We start from the raw sequence: 22,455 nt of genomic DNA on the forward strand, positions 1-22,455 counted from the left end.
ACTAAAAGTTTGTCGCGGTGGAACAGCCCCGCATCGCCCGCAAGGCCACTGGCCTGAGGACGGGCAAACCAAAAAAGGACCGGGCAACGCCAACGCCCGGCTGGGCACAACAAAAGCCCAAAACACAAGTTTATCGCGGGGTGGAGCAGCCCGGTAGCTCGTCAGGCTCATAACCTGAAGGTCGTAGGTTCAAATCCTACCCCCGCAACCAAATTTAAACCCGCTAACTCACCGAGTTGGCGGGTTTTGTCGTTCTAGGGTCAGGTTCACAGATACGTCTTCTACAGTGCGCATGTGGGTAGCGACCTGACCTCGGCTGGACTAAAGAAAAGCCCGTGTGCATCCAAGGCGGAGCCCGGAAGATCCCCAAAGCCCCGCATCACACGGGGCCTGTGGTTCTTGTCATGCCGTGCGGGCTGTGGCGCCGAAGCTCAGCTCTCTGTTTGTTCTTTGATCAACTGCATTGATGTTCTCTTATTGGTATGGAGCTTCTTGGCGAAGGCCAGAACAAACATTGCCGTCAGGATCAGGATGATCGTTGGTGCGGGGGCACTGTCGAGGAAAAAGCTCAGGTAAGTCCCAAGGATCATGGCAATCATGCAGCTGAGCACGGCGACAACAAGCATGTGGCCAAAGCGGCGGACCAGCAGGAATGCAATGGCACCAGGCGCGATCAGGAGACCGATCGCCAGAATAAGGCCCGCGGCTGCAAGGGTGGCAACGATGGTCAGGGATAGCGCGGCGAGCAGGCCGTAGTGCAAGACATTTACTGGTAAGCCTGCGGCCTGTGCCTGCGCCGGATCAAATGCATGCAGCAGAAGATCTTTCCATTTCAAGGCAATGGTTCCTGACACCAGCAGCGAGATGATGCCGGCGGTCCAGAGCTCGTGTGCTTCAACGCCCAGCATGTTGCCGAACAGGATGTGGTCCAAATGTGCGTTCGTCTCAATGGAGACATAGAGCACGATGCCGAGACCAAACATGCCTGAAAAGACAACGCCCATGACCGTATCTTGTTTCACCCGGCTGTTGTGGGAAAGATACCCAGTGGCAAGGGAGCAGGTCATACCCGCAAGAAATGCACCGATGAGAAGCGGAATGTTGAGGATGTAGGCCAAGACAATGCCCGGCAAGACGGCATGGCTGACGGCGTCTCCCATGAGCGCCCAACCTTTCAGCACCAGATAACAGGAGAGCAGGGCTGTTGGCACCGCCACCAGCAGGGAGATGTAGAATGCGTTCTGCATGAACGGAAATTGAAACGGAAGGAGCAGCTCATCCATAGACATCAAAAGCTCTCCTTTGCTTCAGGTGTGCCGCCCTGTTGATCGGCCCTTGCAAGGGCAACCCGCGCCTTTCGGCGTGCGGCAAGCAGGCCGTGTTTGGGCGCAAAGATGAAGGCAATGAGGAAAATCAGCGTTTGTAGGGTCACGATGATGCCCCCCGTCGCGCCGTCCAGGAAGTAGCTGATATAGGCGCCGAAGAAACTTGTCAGGCTTCCAATCAAGACAGACAGGATGATGAGGCGCGGGAACCGGTCACAAAGAAGATAAGCGGTTGCGCCGGGTGTGACCACCATGGCGATGACGAGGAACGCGCCCACAGTCTGCATGGCAGCCACTACAGAGGCCGAAAGCAACACGAAGAAGGTTGCTTTCAAGAGGCCGGGATTGAGACCGATGGACCTTGCATGGTTCTCGTCAAAGAAGGTCACCATGAGATCTTTCCACTTTGCCAATAGAACTGCGAGGGACACAAAGCCGATGATGGCCAGCTGCAAGGTATCTTCCGGCGTAATCGCCAGAATGTTGCCCATGGTGATCGTCTGAATGCTGACCGACATGGGGTTCACCGAGACCATGAAGAGGCCAAGGCCAAAGAAGGAGGTGAAGATCAGGCCGATGATGACGTCCACTTTCAACCCGGAGCGCTCGGAAAGGAAAAGCATGGCACCTGCTGCCAGTCCGCCAGCGATGAATGCTCCGAGAGAAAACGGTAAGCCCAGAATATAGGCCCCGGCGACGCCTGGCACTACGGAGTGGGAGAGCGCATCGCCAATCAGAGACCAGCCCTTCAGCATGAGATAAGCGGAAAGAAACGCGCAGACCCCGCCAACAAGAGCGGACACCCACATGGCATTGGTCATGTAACCGTAGTTGAATGGTTCCAGCAGGTACTCAAGCATCGTTGCGCTCACTTACTTGAGTCTGCTCGCCATATTGAACAAACGGGCGTTCATCATCCGTTAGAATGGTCACTTGACGGGGATCGCCATCCTCATGCAGAGCCGGGCCGCCGAGCGTGAAGTGACGAAGCGCGCCGCCAAAAGCGTGCTCCAAATTCTCGGGAGTGAAGGTGGTTTCCGTTGGCCCATACCCCAACACTGTGCCCTTCACCAGAACGGTTCGGTCACAGAACTCGGGAACAGACCCCAGATTGTGCGTGGATACCAACATCACACGGCCTTCGGCACGCAGCTCGCGCAACAGTTGGATGATCTGGTCCTCGGTCTTCACGTCCACGCCGGTGAAGGGCTCGTCAAGGAGAATAACCTGGCCATCCTGAGCCAGCGCGCGCGCCAGAAACACACGTTTTCGCTGACCGCCGGACAATTCGCCAATCTGGCGATGGCGGTAGTCCTGCATGTTCACGCGCCGAAGTGCCTGCTCCACGGCATCATGGTCTGCTTTGGAAGGGCGGCGCAGAAAGCCCATGTGCCCATACCGGCCCATCATGACCACATCTTCCACCAATACCGGGAAGGCCCAGTCCACTTCCTCTGATTGCGGAACATAGGCAACGAGGTTCTCTTTCAGAGCTTGTTTGACCGTCCGGCCCAAAAGGCGGATCTCGCCGCGGGCAGCAGGAACAAAGCCCATGATCGCTTTAAACAACGTGGATTTGCCTGCGCCGTTCACGCCAACAAGGGCGGTTACCGTGCCCCGTGGAATTTCAAAGCTGGCGTCAAAAAGAGCTGTATGGCCATTGCGATAGGTCACCGTAACGTTGTCGGCAAGAATGCCGCCGCCTGAGCCGTCGTCGGCGACCCGTGTTTGAATGTCTTCAGGCTTGGCTAACATGTGTTGGACCTCTGGAGGAATGGCTTCCGTAAAACCGGGAAAAGCCTTCGCGGCTCGCAAGTCGCGAAGGCAATAACTGTATTGGGAGCGACGACCTGTCAGTTTGTGTGGGTGGTAAGACCCTTGGCAACTGTCTCGGACGTCACGCGTAGAAGGTCCAGATAGGTTGGAACTGGGCCATCTGGCTCACTCAGTGAATCAACATAGAGCACGCCTCCGTAGTTGGCACCGGTTTCACGGGCCACTTGTTCTGCGGGCGCGCTGCTCACCGTGCTTTCACAGAAGACTACCGGGATATCGTTCTCCTTCACCCCGTCAATCACCTTGCGCACTTGCTGTGGGGTGCCGTTTTGGTCTGCATTCATCGGCCACAAATAGAGTTCCTTCATATTGAAGTCCCTGGCCAGATAGCTGAAGGCCCCCTCACAAGTAACAAGCCAACGGCTGTCCTCAGGGATTTGCGAGACCTGCTCGCGCAGCGGCTCGAGTGTTGCGCGTAGTTGGTCTTTGTAGGCGGCTGCGTTCTTCACATATGTCGCTGCGTTTTCCGGGTCGTGTTCAGAAAACGCTTCCACGATATTGTCAATGTAAATCAGAGCGTTGTCGAGCCCCATCCAGGCATGAGGGTTTGGCTTGCCTTCATAAGCACCGGACGCAATAGAAATTGGCGTAATGCCATCCGTCAGGGTTGCGGAGGGAACATCGCCCATGTTTGACAGGAACTGCTCGAACCACAGCTCGAGGTTCATGCCGTTCCAAAGGATCAAGTCAGCATCGCTGGCGCGGACAATGTCCCGCGGTGTGGGCTCATACCCGTGGATCTCAGCTCCGGGCTTTGTGATGGAGACAACCTCTGCCGCATCGCCTGCAACGTTTGAGGCCATGTCGGCCAGCACGGTAAACGTTGTGACGACTTTCATCTTTTCTTCCGCTTGCGCAGAAGACGCAATCATGGCCACGAATGCTGTGCCTGCCGCCAGACCGCTAAGAATTTTTGACATGTAGTGACTCCTGATGATGCTTTGGTTGATCCGTATGATTCCGGTAGTTGCAATTGCGAGTGACTTGCAAGTATTATTGCAATTGCGAATGATTTGCAAGTTTAATAGTGGGCCACCGGCGCCGCGCCTCTTGCCTGAAGCCGGTTCGGGTAACGTGGAGGTGAGCTCTCCATGGCTATGTGTGCACCTCATCCAGAAATGTAAGGCTCGTAGTCAGCACTCCCAGGTCGATCCATCCTATTGATTATCCTCATGCGGCGGGCCATCCGACGGCAGCCATCAATCTGGCGAAGGATCAGCTCTAGAAGCCTACAGTATCCTGATCCTCTGTCCATCGAAGTCTGGCTTGGAGGGTGTCGGCGCAGACCGCGTAAAGCCTGCATTTACACGTCGTGACAGCCATCAAAAAGCTTCCGAACGCAGCCAGGGTTATCACCCGCTCAACAGACAGGGCCGCGAAGTCATTGAGATCGCGTCGGAAGAACTGCGTTGGCTCAGGGGAGCATTCAGTCAGAAGCCTGAACGCGTGCACAGAAGTAGCCGCAACGGTGCCGAGACGGGGCAGATAACATTAAGGCAAGTTACTCGAACTTATCCTCGACAAAATGCGTACTACTCGTCCTAACCTATTGAGAATGATAGTGAATAGCCGAAATGATTCGCTGCGTCCGCTAGTCAGATGAATAGGGCGCGAACCCAGCACTATTGGCGTCAATCTCGATGGACTTACCCACCATCGGAAAGGCGCGTTGCGTGCACTTTTCCCGTGGGCACATCTTGCAGCCAGCGCCGATTGGCGTCGCGGCCTCTGGGTCACTGAGGTCCAGACCCTTTGAGTACACCATGCGGCTCGCGTGTTGAATGTCGCAGCCAAGGGCGATTGAGAAGAACTTGCCCGGTGCGCCGTAGCTGCCATACCCGCTGGCCACCGTGCGCGTCACCCAGAAGTAAGTACGCCCATCTGGCATTTGTGCAATCTGAGTCAGGATCTCTCCCGGCTGATCAAAGGCGGCATGGACCTTCCAAAGCGGACAGCTGCCTCCAACTTTGGAAAAGTGGAAGTCCGTTGCCGATTGGCGTTTTGAGATGTTGCCAGCCCGGTCTACCCGCAAGAAGAAGAAGGGGATGCCCTTCTGGGTGGGGCGCTGAAGCGTGCTGAGCCGGTGGCAGGTGGTCTCAAAACCGGCCCCGAATTGTCGGCTGAGCCACGCGATATCATAGCGGCTCTTTTCCGCAGCCTTCCAGAAGGCGTTGTAGGGCATGATAAGCGCCGCTGCGAAGTATTTGGCCAAGCCGATGCGCGCCAGTTCTCGTGTTTCGTTGGTCGCAAACTCCACCGTCGAGACTTGGCGTTCAATTTCGCTTTGTGCTTCCAGCAGGCCGATCTGGAGCGCGATCTGAAAGGCGCGCTGCCCGCCGCGCAGACTTCTGGCAAGCTGCAGCACGCGCTCTTGCGCATTGTAGTGGCGTATCTGACCGCCCTCTGGCATGTCCACGAGCGCCACTTCAATGTCATGCCGGTTGCGCAAGCGCCGGGTTAGTCCATCCAGTGAGTGGCCAATGGACAGCGAGGCGTTTTCGAAGATGGCCTCCGCCTTGTTGTCGAGCTGCTCGAAATAGTTGCGCTTGTCGTAAAAGAAATCTCGCACGTCCTCAAAGGCGGTGCGGGCGTTTGCTGCTGAGTTGGCTGGCGTACCGCCCAGTACCTGAGTCTTTGCCAACTCGTCCGCCTCGCGATAATCGCGGTATAACCTAACAAAACGTCTAGCCACAGCCGGTGTGTTATCAACAAGGTCGCGTAATTGCGCGGCTGTAACAGCATCCTCTTGCATTTCTGTGTGAAAAACTTCACGCAGCTCTGCGAGCAATCGGGCGTCTCCCTCCTCCGAAAAGAACTGGATATCCAGCCCGAATTCCTGATTGATTTTGAGCAAAACCTGCACCGTCAAGGGGCGTTGATTTCGCTCCAGTTGGTTCAGGTAACTTGCTGATATATCAAGACGTTGAGCTAGCGCCGCTTGTGTGACTTTGTGTTGCTCACGGAGCTGTCTCAGACGCCCCCCAAGAAATGCCTTCTTCATCACTGCACCTTCGCAACCTTCGCACTTCGCAAGATCATGCTTTGCAAATCTTCGCTTTTTCAGGCGTTTCACACAAAATGCGCTGCAAATACAGTAATAGCAAGCCGCTTAACCGAAGGTAGGAAAAGGAAAAACAAAAACTACGTATGCGATCTTCGCAAATCGACACAAAGGTCGAAGTTTTCGTTTTTGACAAACCTGCCGAGACGTTTGAGGCGCCAGAAGAGAAGTTTGCAAAGGGCATGAGCTGGGAGGCTTGGACCCGGCGCACCATGAAATTTGAGGAGGACACATCATGGCTTCAACTTATTCCGAGATCCGTCAATCGGTACTGGAACGCTACCCGAGCGGTCAGACCCCGGGCGGCGTATCCGTGGACGACATCGTTCAGCTGAAAATCCAGAACACCTACGACACCCATCTGGACATCGCGCGCGACATGGCGAAGGTCATGCGTGAGGACATGGCGGCCTATGACGCAGATCCTTCACGTTTCACCCAGTCTTTGGGTTGCTGGTCCGGTTTCCACGCACAGCAGATGATCAAGGCTGTAAAGCGCCAGCGCGGCACAGCGAAGGGTACTTATGTCTATCTCTCCGGTTGGATGGTTGCTGGCCTGCGCAACACCTGGGGGCACCTGCCAGACCAGTCCATGCACGAGAAAACCGCTGTTGTTGATCTGGTTCAGGAAATCTACACCTCTCTGCGTCAGGCCGACGAAGTTGCTCTGAACGATTTGTTCAAGACACTGGCTGCGGCACGCAAGGAAGGCGACGAGGTTGCCGAGAAAAAGGCGATCGCAGAGATCGACAACTTCGAAAGCCACGTTGTTCCGATCATTGCCGACATCGACGCAGGTTTTGGTAACGAGCACGCTACTTACTTGCTGGCGAAGGAATTGATCAAGGCAGGTGCATGCTGTCTGCAGATCGAGAACCAGGTTTCCGATGCAAAGCAGTGTGGCCACCAGGATGGTAAAGTAACCGTACCGCGCGAAGACTTCATTGAGAAGCTGCGTGCGTGCCGCTTGGCCTTTGAGGAACTCGGCGTTGATGAAGGGGTTATCGTTGCGCGCACTGATAGCCTCGGTGCAGGCCTCACCCAGAAGGTTCCAGTAAGCCAAGAGCCGGGTGATCTTGCGTCTGAGTACATCAAGTGGCTGAAGACCGAGCCGATCACTGAAGAGAACCCAGCCCGTGATGGCGATCTGGTTCTGGCGCAGGATGGTGGCTATGTGAAGCCGGTTCGCCTGCCGAATGGTCTGTTTGCCTTCAAGGAGAACACCGGTCGCGAGCGTGTTATTGAAGACTGTATCTCTTCCCTTAAGCAGGGCGGTGCAGACCTTCTCTGGATTGAGACCGCAACACCGGATGTAACCGAAATTGCATCCATGGTTGAGGAGATCCGCAAGGAAGTTCCGAACGCGAAGCTGACCTACAACAACTCTCCGTCCTTCAACTGGACGCTGAACCTTCGCAAGCAGGTTCGTGCTCAGTGGATCGAGGAAGGCATGATCAGCCCGGATCAGTACCCAGACAGCACGCAGCTCATGTCTGCAGAACTGGATGATACCGATCTTGGTCGTGAGGCAGACAAGCGCCTGCGTGACTTCCAGTACGACATCGCAACCCGCGCTGGGGTGTTCCACAACCTCATCACGCTGCCAACCTTCCATCTGACCGCAAAGGGCATGGATGAGCTGTCCAAGGGCTACTTCGGTGAGGACCGCATGCTGGCCTATGTTGCCACCATTCAGCGTGAAGAAATCCGCCGTGGCATCTCCGCGGTTAAGCACCAGCACGAAGTTGGTTCTGACCTCGGTGATACTTTCAAGGAAATGGTCGGTGGTGACCGCGCCCTCAAGGCCGGTGGAACCAAGAACACCATGAACCAGTTCGAAGCAGCTTAACCAAGATGGATCGCGGGCATCAAGACAGCCCAGCTATGAAAGGAATGCAATCATGACGAACCACGCATTTCAGCGCATTGACCTTCCAACGACCTCTGAGCAGGACCGTGCAGTTCAGCGCATTGCAGAAGCGACCCACCGGGTGAACGAAGCCGTTCAGCGTGCGGTTGACCTGGGTCTGTCCGTTGAGCTGATCCGCGTATCCCGCTGCCACAATGGCGGTGGCAGCTATGGCGATCAGGTTGTTCCAACCATTCGTGAAAAGACCAACGATCAATAAGATCGCAAAAGATTGACCGATTTTTTCCTCTAAGTGGTCGGTCAGTTGAATGGCCCCGTCGCATGAGTGACGGGGCCTTTTGCTGTTTTACGAAATGACGATTGAAATTGAATCGGGAAACTGGCATCGCAGCCTCATTCAACCGGTGGGGAGGGCGCGATGAGTATCGAGATCAAAAGGCTGGCGGAAGCGCGAAACACCCTGCCAGAACTGGCGGCGTTGTTTGAGGCTGAATGGAGCGAGTGGTACGGCGCCGCAGGAAACGGCGATGCGCATGCCGATCTGGAGGCGTGCTGCAATAGGTCTTCTCTCCCAATTGGTCTTGTAGCTCTTGGTGAGCAGGGGCAGGTTTTGGGCACAGCTTCCTTGAAACAGACGTCACTTGGCAGCGAGTTTGGTCATACCCCTTGGCTGGCCGCAATGGTTGTAATGCCAGCCCACCGCGGCAAGGGCATTGGTGACGCGCTGGTCGGCGCAATCGAGAGTTCCGCTCGTGAACTGGGGTACGGAGCGCTTTACACAACCACAGACAAAGCGGAACGGTTGATCTTGCGACGCGGCTGGGTGCCAACTGGGGAAGTGGCAACGTCACAGCGCGGCAGGATCAAAGTCTATCGCATTTCTCTCTAAAGCCCTTTCAAGTGGCCACTTTTTATCCAGAGCCTTGCACCTTGGCCTTGGCTTTTTGCTTTAAAAACAGCGCCATCCGGGAGACGGAACCAGGTGCCAGTGGTCAGCAGCTCACCGCTTTCTTCGATTGATCCGTCCAGAACGTATCCTTCAAGTCCTCCCGCGCAGTGCTGTGTTGCGACGGTGTTAGGGTCCCAGTCTTCCATCTGAACCGTTTCTCGCGCATCGTGATAAAGCGGCATGATGCTGACCCCCGGCCGATCTGCTGCGCATACGGGTTTCAAATTCTGAGTGGCGATGCGTACATGGGTTCGGTCTTCTGGATCAAACTGATGCAGTTTCACCAATATGGTACAGCCAAGCTCGGAACCGGGTGTATGCCGTGATGTCGGCGGGTTGCGCACATAGGTGCCCGCAGGAAAATCGCCGTGTTCGTCTTGGAAGACGCCTTCCAGCACCAAAAACTCTTCTCCGCCGTCGTGGGTGTGGGCGGAAAAGTGACTGCCCGGCGCGTAGCGCACAATCGTTGTTGCTCGCGCTACCTCGTCTCCGATGCGGTCCAGCATACGACGTTCCACCCCCGCCATGGGCGAAGTGACCCAGTCCATCTTCGTGGTGTCTATGGTGACGCGTTGAGAAAAATCCGCGTTTATCTTCATGGCGTTTCCAATTGGTGATCGGTCTCTACCTACCAGTAGATAGAATGGTGCCGGTTGGTGTCAAGCACCCCGTCTTTCCAAGAATTGACCCCCGCCCTCTAAAGACTGAAAGCTAGGCGCGTTCGAGAACAGCGCTAATGGTGCCCTCATGGTGCACCGAGTACTCTTGATCTGCCAACAGAGGTGTCATGGTCTGGCTTTGGGCGTGTTTGCTCCTGCTATTTATGTGGTTTGGTTTTGGCGTCGCCGTGACCACCATGATTGTCTATGGCGTTTTTGAAGGTGTCGCCCTTGGTCCGTCAGTCATGGCAACCATCGTTGCCACCGGCACCTGCTTCCTGTCCGCACTCGCTGTTCTTGTGGTCTTACTTTTGGTTCGGAAGGTTCGACCTCCCCAATAACTGGCGTAGAGGAACGCAAGACCATGGCAAAAGCCCTGACCCGACGTGCAATGCTAGTGTGGGCTCTGCTGTTGGCCGGCGTGTGGTGGGGCAATGCCAACGCGCAAGGTTGGGGGCAATATGGCGGCCAGCCGGGTGGTGGTCAGTACTCAGAGGCCGCGGAGATTACCCCGGCGAACATCAAGGACCTTGAACAGGTTTGGGTGTTTAACACCGGTGACTTTTCGAACGGCGAGAACGGCACGCGCAAGACCACGTTTGAAGCAAACCCGATCTACGCAAACGGCAAGCTCTTCATCTGCACGCCTTACAACCGCGTAATTGCCGTGGAACCGGAAACGGGCGGCGAGCTTTGGAGTTTCGAGCCGTCGCCCCCCTTGCCGCGAGACTATGATCAGCAGCATTCTCTCATTTGTCGCGGTGTCAGCTACTGGGAAAGTGGCGTGGACGGGCCTTGCCAGAAACGGGTGATCGCACCGGTGCTGGATGGCCGCTTGATGGCTTTGGATGCGCAAACGGGAGACCTTTGCGCTGATTTTGCCGAAAACGGCGTACTGGATCTGAACACGACCTTCGATAATCAGGGGCAGGGCGTTGTAAACATTACGTCGCCTGCCGTGATCTTCGAAGACTTGGCCATCATCGGAACAGCCATTGGCGACAACCAGAATGTCGACATGCCGGATGGCATTGTGCGCGCGGTGGATGTGCGCTCGGGTATAGAGGTCTGGTCGTGGAATCCAATACCGGCTGAAGAGCGGACAAAATCCGGCGCGGCAAATGCCTGGGCGCCCCTCTCAGTGGATGAAGAAACGGCAACCGTTTTCATTCCAACCAGCAGCCCCAGCCCGGATTACTGGGGCGGTTTTCGAAAGAAGGACCTGGCACGAACCAATGCCGTGGTTGCACTCGATGCACGCACGGGAGAGGAGCGCTGGGTTCGGCAAATCGTTCATCACGACCTGTTCGATTTGGACATGCCCGCTCAGCCAGTGCTCGCCCACAAGGAGACGTTGGTAGGCCGCGTTCCTGCAGTGGTGCAGGTCACCAAAATGGGCAGCATCTACGTTCTCGACCGGGCAACCGGCGAGTACCTGTTCCCAACCCGCGAGCAGGCCGTGCCACAGACGGATGTTGAGGGCGAGCAGACGTCTCCGACCCAGCCAATTCCCATCCTTCCCAAGCCTGTTGCGCAGCAAGGCTTCTCGCAGGCTGATGCGTGGGGCATTACGCCTTTGGACAAGGCATGGTGTGCAGATGAAATGGCGGATATGCGGGCTGATGGGTTATACACCCCGCCCAGCCTGCGCGGGTCGGTGCAAATGCCTTTTTATGGCGGCGGCAGTAACTGGGGGGGTGCCGCCTACGATCCGGAACGGCGGATGGTGGTAACGAATGTCATGAACCTTGCACAATGGGTTAGGTTGATCCCGGCGGACGCCAATGAAAGTCACGGCAGCGGGCCCGGCGAACTGGGGCGTCAGAAAGGCGCGCCTTACATGATGCGTCGCGGTGTGCTGCTTTCGCCGTTAGGGGTGCCATGCAACGCCCCGCCTTGGGGCGAGCTCGCTGCGGTGAACATTGATAGCGGAGAGTTGAGATGGCGCGTGCCTCTTGGAAGGGTTCCGCTGGCCATGGGTCTGGAAGGTCCGAAGGCGTGGGGCAGCCCGAACATCGGTGGCGCTATCATCACGAAATCAGGCCTTGTCTTTATCGCAGCGACCATGGATGCAAGAATCCGCGCTTTCAACATCTGGACGGGCGATGAGCTTTGGTCACATCCCATTCCTTTCGATGGCGCGGCAACGCCCATGACCTTCATATCGGAAAAGGATGGCCGCCAGTATGTTGTAATCGCAGCAGGAGGAAGTGCATTGCTTCGACCGCGCTTGGGGGATGCCCTGGTCGCGTTCAGATTGCCGTAAATTCATGTGGCGGAGGGCGTTTCGGCCTTTTCGAGTTGGCTGACAATCGGCGCTGCGACCGAGAGGATCGTGCTGAGTTCAACATTATCGTTGACCAGATCAGCGAGACTGATGCCATCCAGATAGCTGTAGAATGCGCCAAGCGCCCCCACCAGATAGGTTGGCAAACGGCAGCTGTTCGCCAGCGGGCACGTGTTGTGGTCTCGGTCGAAGCATTCGGTAAGCGGCAAATGCGCCTCAAACTTCCTGAAAACAGCTCCAACGGAGATATGGTCTTTTGCCTTGGCCAGCCGGATGCCGCCATTGCGCCCGCGTACGGTCTGCAGGTAGCCGGTCTGGCTCAGCGTGTTGACCACCTGCGCCAGATGGTTCTCCGAGGCGTTGCATGCCTTGGCCATTTCACTCTTCCGGACAATGCGGCCTTCGTTCACCGCACAGAACATCAGTGCCCGCATGGCAAGATTTGTCCGAGTCGTTAGACGCATCAATTGTTTCCCAGTTGCCGTTACGGTCAGCATATACAAAAGTACCTGCGACAGTTTGACATAGGTCATGCAACGCCACTCTTTAAGCGTTCTAACGAGAGGAGACGCATTTTCTGTTGAAAATCCTTCCTCAGTAGATGTTGAAGTTTCAGCCAACCCGCAGTAACCCCTGTCCCTTGATAGTGGCTTAGGAGTTCAATGCCCGTGGCTGATGCTGCCAGTGAAAAGCTGAAACTGTTGCTTGCGCCCGTGCGCAAGAGGCTAAAGCTGTCTGGTTACCTGACAACTGTAGCGTCCTTGCTCTGGATCGGTCAGGCCGCGCTTGTCGCAATGCTTGTTGCCAGTTTGCTGCAGCCTGAGCTTCATGACCTTTCTGTCTGGGCAGCAGCGCTCGGTTTTCTCGCGCTCGGAGCCTGCCGCATTGCGCTGGACACAAGCGCCGGGCGGATCAGCTTCAATGCGGCAGATGACGTCATTTCCAAAGTACGGGCAGAGGTCGCTCAAAAGGAAGCTCTGCGGTCGCCGCAATGCGCGGGCAATGAAAACTCCGCCGCCCTTGCATCCCTACTTGCCGAAAAGCTAGACAGCCTGCGGGTTTACATCACGCGCTATCAGCCTGCGCAGGTTCGCGTTGGCATCGTGCCGCTGGTCATCCTCGGCTTCGCCCTTTGGCATTCGTGGGTCGTCGCCCTCATCCTGTTCATCGCAGGGCCGCTCATACCTGTTTTCATGATCCTCGTCGGCATGGCGGCACGCAGTGCCAGCGAAAAGCAGATGCAGGAAATCGGCAGTTTGAATGCTCTGCTCATGGAGCACTTGTCAGCAGCCGTTGACATTCGAGCCCTTGGTGCGGTGGAGCGCAGCGAAGATGCTTTTAAAGGCGCTGCGGATACGCTTCGCCAGCAAACCATGAAGGTGCTCGGCATCGCTTTTCTGTCTTCCACGGTTTTGGAGCTGTTCGCGGCGCTGGGCGTTGCAATGGTCGCCGTGTTCGTGGGCTTCACCTTGCTGGGAGAGATCACCTTCGGGTCCTACGCCACGCAGTTGACGGTGTATGAAGGCGTGTTCCTGTTGCTGTTGGCACCAGACTACTTCCAGCCCCTGAGGGATCTGGCGGCTGCATGGCATGACAAGGCCTCTGCGGTGGCTGTTGCCGGTGAGTTGGCTGAACGAGAAAAGCAGGAGCTGAAGCCTATAGTGGGTAGGGGCGGTGCAGTGGAAATGCCACGCGCGCCAGCCGCTGTGGCGTGGTCTGGGCTGCACTTCAGCTACGGCTCGGAAGAGCCAATGCGATATCAGGAGGCGAAAGTGCCAGCAGGAACGTCTCTGGCGATTGTTGGCGCAAGTGGCTCAGGAAAATCGACCCTGCTGGCTTTGATCGCGGGCCTCATCCCGCCAAGTGGCGGCACCCTTCGCATTGGTGAGCTCGAAATGACTGCGGAAACGGCAGACCAGCTGCGCAGCAATATGGACTGGGTTGCGCAAACTCCGCATTTTCTGGCGGAAACTGTGCGTCGCAATCTTTCTCTCGCCAGAGGGCATATCCCTGCGGACGAGATTGATGAGGCGCTGCAATCTGCTCAGGCCAATGGCGTGGTTGAGCGCCTGCCAGATGGACTGTTTACTCGTTTGGGTGAAACTGGCGCCGGCGTTTCCGGTGGGGAGGCCCGCCGGTTGTTGCTCGCCAGAGCCATGCTTTCAGATGCCGGCATCATTTTGGCTGATGAACCCACTGCCGACTTGGACGGCGATACGGCTCGCCAGATTACCGAGAGCCTGCTTGCGTTGAAGGACAAGGGCGCAACGCTCATCGTTGCCACTCATGACAAGGCCCTTGCGGACAAGATGGACCAGCAGCTCGTTCTGGAGGCTCAAAATGCGTGACATTCTCACCATCTTCGGTCTCATCGTTCGTCAAGAGAAGCGCCCGTTTCTAACCGGTTTGCTGCTGTCCTATCTGGTGCTGATCGCAGGCCTTGCGCTGTTGGGCATCTCGGGCTGGTTCATCACAGCCACGGGCGCAGCGGGTCTTGTCGGCATCGGCATTCAATTTGATGTCTTCCGCCCAAGTGCCGCGATCCGTTTTCTCGCGCTGGGCCGTGCGGCTGCCCGCTATGGCGAGCGTATGCTCACCCATGATGCCACCCTGAAAAGCCTCACCATTCTTCGCCTTCAGCTGTTAAAGGCAATCAACCGATTTTCTTACAGCAAAATCATCGGCTTCCGAGGTGGGGAGCTGCTGAACCGCGTCACAGCAGATGTGGACGCGCTCGACGGTATTTCTCTTCGCCTGATCATCCCGATTCTGGCAGGCGGGCTTACTTATCTGACGGCGTTTGCAGCGCTTTATCTGTTTGTTGCACCCATAGTCGCCTGGGTCACCATTGGTCTGTTCTTTTTGGGGACCGGGTTAACACTGTCCATCGCCATGAAGCTGGCCAAAGCACCCTCGAACCGTATTGAGCGCGCCCATCAAAGCCTTCGCCTGCGTTTGATCGATCTGTTCCGCTCAAAAACGGACCTGATCGTTACGGGCAACCTTCAGGCTCAGTTAGCGAAGGTTGGCGGAGCTGACCAACGTTTGCGTGCCAACCAGCGCCATGTGGACACCATTGAGCTTGTTGTGGGTGTGGCGCTCTCCTCCACCAGCCTCATTGCTGCCGTCATGGCCCTCGCACTTGGCGCGGACTTGGCACAAGCTGGCAGCATCTCGGCAGCTCAGGCGGCGCTTGGCTTCTTTGCCATTCTGGCGCTCAATGAAACAATGGGGCCACTGCGCCGCGGTGTCACCGAATATGGCCGCATGCAAGCCGCGGCTTCGCGTGTAAACCGCTTGCTGGAGCAGGGGCCGGAGCAGCGTGAGCAGCGGCCTTGCGCGTCAGCCTCTGCGGTTGGCGCGAACGCATCACCAGCGCTGCGCTTTCAAGATGTGCACTATACGACGGAAAGTTCGGCCCGTGAAATCCTGTCGGGCATCAGCTTTGATCTGGAACAAGGTCAGCGCCTCGCTCTCACAGGCCCCAGTGGCGGGGGCAAGAGCACCGTTCTGCATTTGGCCGCGCGTCTGCTGCAGCCAACGTCTGGCAGTATCACGCTGTTCGGCGCGCCTTTGGCCAGCCTTGATGAAGCGGAACTGCGTGCCCGGCAAGCCTTTCTTCCGCAGCGCTCCATGCTCATGCATGGCACCATCATGGACTGCCTGCGTCTTGCCAATCCGGCAATCTCAGAGGCAGAGGCTTGGGAGCTGCTGAAAGTGGTCGCGCTCGAGCGCACAATCAAGGAACGTGGCGGCCTGTCATGCGCTTTGGGTGAGTCCGGACTGGGGCTCTCTGGTGGACAAAAACGCCGTTTGTCCTTGGCTCGCGTTCTTGCGCGCCATCCGCGCCTTGTGCTTTTGGATGAGCCTACTGAAGGGTTGGATCAAGAGACAGCAAACGAAGTTTTGGCTGGAATTTCCGATTATCTGCCGAACTCCGCCATTTTAATCGCTTCGCACCGGGATGCTGAGTTAAATTGGGCTCACTCCGAACTTAGAATTAGAAAGAATATATTTTGCAATTAGCGCGCTTATTTGATTGAGATCAACGCGCCATACCCCCTTTAAGAGCCACAAGGCCTGTGAAGTAGCATCTCAGATGCACCTTTAACCAGCTGTGTTCACAGGGGGTAAATCACCATGGAACTGGACATTGTGGAGCTCTCCCGGCTCCAGTTCGCCATGACCGCAATGTATCACTTCCTCTTCGTTCCGCTCACGCTTGGCCTGTCGGTCATCGTGGCGATTATGGAGACGGTCTATGTGATGACCAATCGGCCAATCTGGCGACAAATGACGAAATTTTGGGGAACGTTGTTTGGCATCAACTTCGTTCTCGGTGTTGCAACTGGCATCACCATGGAATTTCAGTTCGGCATGAACTGGAGCTACTATTCCCACTATGTCGGAGATGTCTTTGGCGCGCCTTTGGCCATTGAAGGTCTCATGGCGTTCTTTATGGAAGCTACCTTTGTCGGTCTGTTCTTCTTCGGATGGGACAAGCTCTCTAAGGTTGCTCACCTTGTGGTCACGTGGCTGGTGGCAATTGCCTCCAACTTCTCTGCGCTCTGGATTCTGATCGGCAATGGATGGATGCAGAACCCGGTAGGGGCTGAGTTCAATCCCATGACCATGCGGATGGAAATGACCAGCTTCTTTGAAGTGATGTTCAACGAGGTGGCGCAGGCCAAGTTCGTACACACGGTTTCCGCAGGATATGTGGTTGCGGCCTTCTTCGTGCTCGGCGTGTCCTCTTGGTATTTGCTGAAGGGACGCCATATCGAACTGGCGCGGCGCTCAATCGCCATTGCCGCAAGCTTTGGTCTTGCGGGAGCATTGTCCGTGGTGGTTCTGGGCGACGAGTCCGGCTACTCCGTAACGCACTCCCAGAAGATGAAGTTGGCGGCTATTGAAGCCATGTGGGAAACGGAACCTGCACCAGCTTCCTTTACCGCATTCGGCATACCCGACACAGAAGCGCGTGAAACCAAGTACGCCATTCACATCCCTTACGTGATGGGTCTCATTGGAACACGGTCTTTTGACAAGGAAATTCCGGGCATCAAGGAACTGGTCGAACAGGCGGAACAACGCATTCGTTCCGGCCTGATCGCCTATGATGCGCTGATGGAAATTCGTGCCGATGTTCACAACATCGCCCCCGAGGTCCGTGCGCGGTTTGAAGAGCACAGTGCAGACCTTGGCTTCGCGTTCCTGTTGAAGCGCTACGTGGAAGATCCCCGTCAAGCCACCGAAGAACAGATACAGACGGCAGCAAATGATACAGTGCCTCAGGTTGGTCCCCTGTTCTGGGCGTTCCGCATCATGGTCGGTCTGGGCATGCTCTTCATTGTAACCATGGCCTTCTTCTTCTGGAAAGCCTCCGTGTCCGGCATGCAGTTCCCAAGATGGTCGCTCTGGTTGGCGGTGCTGCTAATTCCAACGCCTTGGATTGCCGCAGAAATGGGTTGGTTCGTAGCTGAGTACGGCCGTCAGCCTTGGACGGTAGACGGGGTTTTGCCGACTGCGTTGTCCGTCTCCCAGCTGAGCATAGGGCAGGTTGCCCTTACCCTTGCAGGCTTCACCCTGTTCTACTCCGTCCTGTTTGTCGTCGAGATGGGCTTGATGATCAAGTACATCCGAAAAGGGCCATACCTCGATACCGCAGAGACAGAAGAATGGTTTGAACAACGTGGCCGCATTGCGGCGCAGCCAGCGGAGTAAGCGCCATGATCATTCACGAATTCATTGACTTTGAAACGCTTCGCGTCATCTGGTGGGCCTTGTTGGGCGTGTTGCTCATCGGCTTTGCCATGACAGACGGCTTTGATATGGGCGTTGGGGCTCTGCTGCCCTTCGTCGCCAAAACCGACCTGGAACGCCGTGTTGTCATCAACACGGTAGGACCGGTCTGGGAAGGAAACCAGGTCTGGTTCATTCTCGGAGGCGGGTCCATTTTCGCTGCATGGCCACCGCTGTATGCTGTCAGTTTTTCCGGCTTCTACCTTGCCATGTTTGTGATCCTTGCAGCGCTGATCTTGCGGCCGGTTGGCTTCAAGTTCCGCTCCAAGCGCGAAGATGTGCGTTGGCGGACGACATGGGACTGGTGCCTGTTTATTGGCGGTGCTGTTCCAGCGTTGATCTTTGGTGTCGCCGTTGGCAACGTTCTGCAAGGTGTACCTTTCCGGCTGACGGAAATCCTGATGCCGATCTATGAAGGCTCGTTCTTCGGTCTGCTCAACCCATTTGCGCTGCTGTGTGGTCTGACCTCATTTGCCATGTTGGTGATGCACGGCGGGGCCTGGCTCACTCTTAAAACCGAGGGCATCGTTCAATCACGTGCCCGCGTGTTCGGGTCCTTTGCCGCTGTTGCGGTCATCGTGCTGTATGCGGTGGCAGGCATTTGGCTCACCTATGGGGTGGCGGCCTTTTCGTTCGCTGGTCCGGTGGTGACTGACGGGCCCTCCAACCCACTCATGTCTGAAGTGGTCCACGGCGGCTCTTGGATTGCAGCCTATAGCGAACGTCCATGGATCATCATCGCGCCCATACTCGGTTTTGTTGGCGCCATCGGTGCGCTGCTCGGCATGCGCGTTGGCAAGGAAGGCCTGACGCTGATCGCGTCAAAGCTCTCCATTCTCGGGATGATCTCATCCGTGGGCCTGACAATGTTCCCGTTCATTCTGCCATCAACGGCGGACCCGAACTCTTCGCTCACCGTTTGGGATGCGTCATCATCCCATCTCACCCTGTTCGTGATGCTGGTTGTCACCCTCATCTTCCTTCCGCTCATCCTCGCCTACACCTCTTGGGTCTACAAAGTGCTGTGGGGCAAGGTGACCGAGAAGGACGTGATCGAGCAGTCGGAAACTGTCTACTGAGCTGAAAGGAGAAGCACATGTGGTACTTCGCTTGGATTTTGGGGCTCGGGTTTGCCGCGCTGTTTGCAGTGGTCAACGCCATGTGGCTGGAGTTTCGTGAGGACGAGCGCAACGCGCCTGCCTTAAAAAAACAAGTCAGCCCTGAGCGGGTGCAACGCATCCAGTCTTAAGGATTATCAAGCATGAAACGGCGGGAAACCGCCGTTTCTCTTTTGTACTTTCGCTGTTTAAGGCTGAAGCCCTTTCAGGGCCTCTGGATCCACTTCCTGTGTGTAGTCAACATTCTCGAGGCCAAAGCCGTTGAGCGCCAGAAACTCTTGCTTGTATCCGGCATAGTCGCCAATCTCTGCAAAGTTCTCCGGCGTGATTTGAGAGAGCAGTTCCTTCGCCTCTGCCTGAACATCTGCGCGCAGTTCCCAGTCATCCAGGCGCAACAGATTTTCGTCATCCACGATATAGCCCTCAGGGCCGTAGATCTTTTCTACAAACATTCTTTGCATTTGCTCGATGCAGCCTTCATGCAAGCCCTTTTCCTTCATCACGCGGAACAGCACTGTAATGTAGGGAGAGAAGGTTGGGATGAAGACGCTGGCCTTGGTTACAAGCGCCTTGCATACAGCCACATGGGCTTGCCCGCCAACTGGCTTGAGCATCTCGGTGATCTGGTCCGCAGTGGCATGCAGATGAGCCTTGGCATGCCCCAATGTCCCGTCATGATAAATCTCGTAGGTGAACTCAGGGCCGACATAGGAGTAGGCAAGCGTTGCGCAGCCCTTCGCCAGAACGCCCGCATCTGCGAGTTCCGAAATCCAATCGCGCCAGTCTTCGCCGCCCATAACCCGAACAGTATCTTGGACTTCCTGTTCGGTTGCCGGGGGCAGGGTCATCTCATCCAGGCGGTCATGTTCCAGGTTGATGGTGGTCCCTGAAACCGGGTCGCCAAGGGGCTTGATAGTCGAACGCATTCTCTCGCCCGTCTCCGGGTCGGGGCGCACGCCCGTGGCCAGGCTGTAAATCACCATGTCCACGGTGCCACCAAACTCGCTCCGGATGAAGTCAATCACGTCCGCCCGCATTTGCGGCGAAAAGGCATCTCCCACGAAGTTCTTGGCAATCAGGCCCTTGCGTTCGGCCTCCTCGCGAAAGAACACATTGTTGTACCAACCCGCCGTACCGATGCCTTTATCATTAGGGCCGCGTTCGAAGGAAACGCCGATCGTGTCCGCAGCGCAGCCGCCGAAAGCTAGGGAGATTCTAGATGCCAGCCCATATCCGGAGGAGGCACCAAGAATAAGAACCTTTTTGGGACCACCTATTATCTGCGGAGCGCCCTCAACGAAAGCGATCTGATCAAGAACAGCTTGTTTGCAGCCCAAGGGGTGGCAGGTGCGGGCGACGACGCCGTCAATCTTGCTTTCGATAATCATGGCGGTTTCCTCAAATCTTGAAGTCAAAATGGCTTGATCGATGCCTGCAAACCAATGCAGGCAGGCTCCATTGTGCACTGCATCATTTTTTCTTCAAGAGGAAATGACCGTTGGGGAAGTGGTTTACGAATAATAGAATTCTGTTTCCATATACAATTTTTGAGAGAACAGCATACTCCTGCATAAACGCCGCTGCAGCGGTCGATGCTGCATTGCACTGCTCTTGCAGGCAGCTTCTTGGCTGCGCTGATTCTGGCGATTCTGCTAAGTGAGGCTTGAAATCCTTCCCCTGAGAGAGGCAGGTCTGTTGGTACTGTAAAAAATGCCAATGCAAGTGTGGCAATGTCGCAACTGAGAGTCGCTCTTTAATGAATTCGAAGTCAACTAATCCCAAATTTCTTGGATTTTTAGGTGGTTATCGATGACATGTGCGTTAGGAATAGTTAATGTTTACGCAGCGTCAAAAATATGCATCTGACAATTCAAGTAAACATCTGGCGGCCGAAGAGCCAATATGGCTTGTTTGGAAGCTTTCAATTTTAACAAATACCAACAAGTCAGTTGATAATAAACGCATTTCATGTTTTTACTAATGCCAACTTTTATTGGCATTATTCTGGATTATTGAGACTCCTTTGAAGGCGTGCTGGGGCAACGAACACGCAACATCAAGGAGGCAGGGGATTTGCAGATCCACCTGCGACCAGGAGTAGATTGGAGAGTCGGGGGATGAATTTTAGGGGTCTAACCGTCGCAGTGGCGATTGCGATGCTGAGCACAGCATCTGCGCATGCGATTTCTCTGCGTGATGCTGTAGAAGCAGCAGTTCATACAAACCCGGATATTCAAGAATCTTCCGCAAACCGCCGGGCGCGGGATCAGGAGCTGCGGGCCGCACAAGGTGCTTATTTGCCGAGCCTCTCCATCGCGGCTTCATATGGCGCCGAGCAGCTGGATCGTCCTGCTGACAGCTCTGTGTCTGATGGCGAGTGGCGTGCAGCCAAACAGTTCGACATCACGGCGGAACAGCTGATTTTCGATGGCTTTGGTTCTGTAAACGAGATCTACCGTCAGGGTGCCCGTGTTGACGGCGCTGCTTACCGTGTTCTTGAGCGCTCCGAAGCGATCGCGCTGGATGCCATCGAAGCTTACATCGATGTGATCCGTCATCAGGAAATTCTGCGCAAGTCTCGCGAAAACACCGCAAAGCACGAGCGCATCTATAATGAAGTGCGGCAGCGCTTCGAAGGCGGCGAAACCGGTGCAGCCGATTTGGCTCAGGCGCAGGAACGTGTGGCCGCAACGCGCATCATCACATCGACCGTACGCAAGTCCCTTCTGGACACTATGGCTAAGTACCGCCGTGTAATTGGATTGGATCCGAAGAACCTTGTGCCGGTTCAGGCTTCGTCCTTGCCGGGTGCCACTTTGTCAGCCACTATCGCGATGGCGCAGCAAAACAACCCGCAGATCCTTGCGGCACAGGCTGATACAGATGCTGCGGATTTTGAAGCAGAAGGCACCAACGCGCCGTTCCTGCCACGGGTATCTGTCGAAGGTCAGGCTTCCTTTGGTGATGACGTGAACGGCTACGATGGCCGGAACGATGAATATCGTGTCATGCTTCGCATGCGCTGGAACCTCTACAACGGCGGCACAGACACCGCGCGCAAGAACCAGGCTTACGAGCAGCTTGCAGAAGCGCGTGCCCGTGTCGATCGCGCGCTTCGGGAGACCGCTGAAGGTGTAGAAGTCGCATGGGCGTCTGTTGACACCACGCGTGAACGTATCGCCGCTCTGCGTCAGACCGTTGCGGCGAACCGCAAGGTGGTTGAGGGCTACCGCGATGAGTACAATATCGGCCAGCGTACGCTGCTCGACCTCCTGAATGCTCAAAATGCGCTGTTCAACAGTGAGATTGATCTGGTGTCCGCACAGGCGATCCTGAAATTTGCGACCTATCAGCTTCAGGGAACCACGGGTAACCTTCTGGCGCACTTCAACATTGAACCACCAGCCGAAGGCACTGCCGGGCGTCGCGAGACGGTTTCCGTCTTCCCGCAGCCAGCAGGGTTCAGCATTGAGCCGCTTCGTTAAGGCATTGCCAAGCGAAATAAATGAGATATGAAAGCAGCAGGGAAGCTCTCCAGAGTCTCCCTG

Annotated in this window: 19 protein-coding genes and 1 tRNA gene; 12 read left to right on the plus strand and 8 right to left on the minus strand. The window is 56.0% G+C overall.

From position 1 onward, the window contains the following. Positions 1 to 134: 134 nt before the first annotated feature. Positions 135 to 211: transfer RNA gene (locus PUV47_RS19560), tRNA-Met, on the plus strand. A gap of 220 nt (positions 212 to 431) precedes the next feature. On the opposite strand, the gene PUV47_RS19565 is transcribed toward PUV47_RS19560, so the two are convergent. The 5 genes from PUV47_RS19565 to PUV47_RS19585 all read right to left on the minus strand — a co-directional run bounded on the left by PUV47_RS19565 (position 432) and on the right by PUV47_RS19585 (position 6,162). Beyond that, positions 432 to 1,289: a metal ABC transporter permease gene (locus PUV47_RS19565; protein ID WP_274220290.1), complete on the minus strand. Its 858-nt coding sequence runs from the start codon at positions 1,287 to 1,289 to the stop codon at positions 432 to 434. Next, a complete protein-coding gene (locus PUV47_RS19570; protein ID WP_274220311.1) occupies positions 1,289 to 2,185 on the minus strand; it encodes a metal ABC transporter permease in 897 nt (298 codons plus the stop codon). The genes PUV47_RS19565 and PUV47_RS19570 overlap by 1 nt, the downstream gene beginning before the upstream one ends. Then, complete coding sequence (locus PUV47_RS19575; RefSeq protein ID WP_274220291.1) at positions 2,178 to 3,080, minus strand: manganese/iron ABC transporter ATP-binding protein; 903 nt, start codon at positions 3,078 to 3,080, stop codon at positions 2,178 to 2,180. The genes PUV47_RS19570 and PUV47_RS19575 overlap by 8 nt, the downstream gene beginning before the upstream one ends. Positions 3,081 to 3,178: 98 nt before the next feature. Further along, on the minus strand, positions 3,179 to 4,081 hold the full coding sequence (locus PUV47_RS19580; RefSeq protein ID WP_274220292.1) for a metal ABC transporter substrate-binding protein: 903 nt from the start codon (positions 4,079 to 4,081) through the stop codon (positions 3,179 to 3,181). A gap of 671 nt (positions 4,082 to 4,752) precedes the next feature. Further along, positions 4,753 to 6,162 carry a short-chain fatty acyl-CoA regulator family protein gene (locus tag PUV47_RS19585; RefSeq protein ID WP_274220293.1) on the minus strand — a complete coding sequence of 470 codons (1,410 nt, stop codon included), beginning with the start codon at positions 6,160 to 6,162 and terminating at the stop codon, positions 4,753 to 4,755. 295 nt (positions 6,163 to 6,457) lie between these two features. Here PUV47_RS19585 and PUV47_RS19590 point away from each other — a divergent pair, with 295 nt between their 5' ends. From PUV47_RS19590 to PUV47_RS19600, 3 genes are all read left to right on the plus strand, one after another. Beyond that, positions 6,458 to 8,071: an isocitrate lyase gene (locus tag PUV47_RS19590; RefSeq protein WP_274220294.1), complete on the plus strand. Its 1,614-nt coding sequence runs from the start codon at positions 6,458 to 6,460 to the stop codon at positions 8,069 to 8,071. A gap of 52 nt (positions 8,072 to 8,123) precedes the next feature. Continuing rightward, positions 8,124 to 8,351: a hypothetical protein gene (locus tag PUV47_RS19595; protein WP_274220295.1), complete on the plus strand. Its 228-nt coding sequence runs from the start codon at positions 8,124 to 8,126 to the stop codon at positions 8,349 to 8,351. A gap of 159 nt (positions 8,352 to 8,510) precedes the next feature. Then, positions 8,511 to 8,981, plus strand: a complete 471-nt coding sequence (locus PUV47_RS19600) for a GNAT family N-acetyltransferase (protein ID WP_274220296.1) — start codon at positions 8,511 to 8,513, stop codon at positions 8,979 to 8,981. On the opposite strand, the gene PUV47_RS19605 is transcribed toward PUV47_RS19600, so the two are convergent. Beyond that, on the minus strand, positions 8,978 to 9,640 hold the full coding sequence (locus PUV47_RS19605; protein WP_274220297.1) for a cupin domain-containing protein: 663 nt from the start codon (positions 9,638 to 9,640) through the stop codon (positions 8,978 to 8,980). The genes PUV47_RS19600 and PUV47_RS19605 overlap by 4 nt on opposite strands. 188 nt (positions 9,641 to 9,828) lie before the next feature. On the opposite strand from PUV47_RS19605, the gene PUV47_RS19610 reads away from it, so the two are divergent. Both PUV47_RS19610 and PUV47_RS19615 read left to right on the plus strand, forming a co-directional pair. Next, entirely contained in the window at positions 9,829 to 10,041 is a 213-nt protein-coding gene (locus PUV47_RS19610; protein ID WP_274220298.1) for a hypothetical protein, read from the plus strand. 23 nt (positions 10,042 to 10,064) lie between these two features. Continuing rightward, positions 10,065 to 11,966 (plus strand): pyrroloquinoline quinone-dependent dehydrogenase, encoded by a 1,902-nt coding sequence (locus PUV47_RS19615; RefSeq protein ID WP_274220299.1) that lies wholly within the window; start codon positions 10,065 to 10,067, stop codon positions 11,964 to 11,966. Positions 11,967 to 11,968: 2 nt separating this feature from the next. Here PUV47_RS19615 and PUV47_RS19620 read toward each other — a convergent pair whose 3' ends face one another. Next, the gene (locus PUV47_RS19620; RefSeq protein ID WP_274220300.1) at positions 11,969 to 12,451 is read right to left on the minus strand and encodes an Rrf2 family transcriptional regulator; all 483 of its coding nucleotides are present in this window, start codon (positions 12,449 to 12,451) and stop codon (positions 11,969 to 11,971) included. 204 nt (positions 12,452 to 12,655) lie between these two features. Between PUV47_RS19620 and cydD the strand changes: the two genes are divergently transcribed. The 5 genes from cydD to cydX all read left to right on the plus strand — a co-directional run bounded on the left by cydD (position 12,656) and on the right by cydX (position 19,038). Next, positions 12,656 to 14,335, plus strand: coding sequence for a thiol reductant ABC exporter subunit CydD (cydD, locus tag PUV47_RS19625; protein WP_274220301.1), 1,680 nt, complete (start codon positions 12,656 to 12,658; stop codon positions 14,333 to 14,335). Next, on the plus strand, positions 14,328 to 16,013 hold the full coding sequence (gene cydC, locus PUV47_RS19630; protein ID WP_274220302.1) for a thiol reductant ABC exporter subunit CydC: 1,686 nt from the start codon (positions 14,328 to 14,330) through the stop codon (positions 16,011 to 16,013). The genes cydD and cydC overlap by 8 nt, the downstream gene beginning before the upstream one ends. A gap of 114 nt (positions 16,014 to 16,127) precedes the next feature. Then, positions 16,128 to 17,711: a cytochrome ubiquinol oxidase subunit I gene (locus PUV47_RS19635; RefSeq protein WP_274220303.1), complete on the plus strand. Its 1,584-nt coding sequence runs from the start codon at positions 16,128 to 16,130 to the stop codon at positions 17,709 to 17,711. Between the two features lie 5 nt (positions 17,712 to 17,716). Then, positions 17,717 to 18,868 (plus strand): cytochrome d ubiquinol oxidase subunit II, encoded by a 1,152-nt coding sequence (gene cydB, locus PUV47_RS19640; protein WP_274220304.1) that lies wholly within the window; start codon positions 17,717 to 17,719, stop codon positions 18,866 to 18,868. Between the two features lie 17 nt (positions 18,869 to 18,885). After that, positions 18,886 to 19,038 carry a cytochrome bd-I oxidase subunit CydX gene (gene cydX, locus PUV47_RS19645; RefSeq protein ID WP_274220305.1) on the plus strand — a complete coding sequence of 51 codons (153 nt, stop codon included), beginning with the start codon at positions 18,886 to 18,888 and terminating at the stop codon, positions 19,036 to 19,038. 57 nt (positions 19,039 to 19,095) lie between these two features. Here cydX and fabV read toward each other — a convergent pair whose 3' ends face one another. Beyond that, positions 19,096 to 20,295, minus strand: coding sequence for an enoyl-ACP reductase FabV (fabV, locus tag PUV47_RS19650; protein WP_274220306.1), 1,200 nt, complete (start codon positions 20,293 to 20,295; stop codon positions 19,096 to 19,098). Between the two features lie 768 nt (positions 20,296 to 21,063). On the opposite strand from fabV, the gene PUV47_RS19655 reads away from it, so the two are divergent. Further along, a complete protein-coding gene (locus PUV47_RS19655) occupies positions 21,064 to 22,392 on the plus strand; it encodes a TolC family outer membrane protein (RefSeq protein WP_274220307.1) in 1,329 nt (442 codons plus the stop codon). The last annotated feature ends 63 nt before the right edge of the window (positions 22,393 to 22,455 follow it).

Source organism: Pseudovibrio exalbescens, assembly GCF_028737195.1.
GTDB lineage: Bacteria > Pseudomonadota > Alphaproteobacteria > Rhizobiales > Stappiaceae > Pseudovibrio > Pseudovibrio zosterae.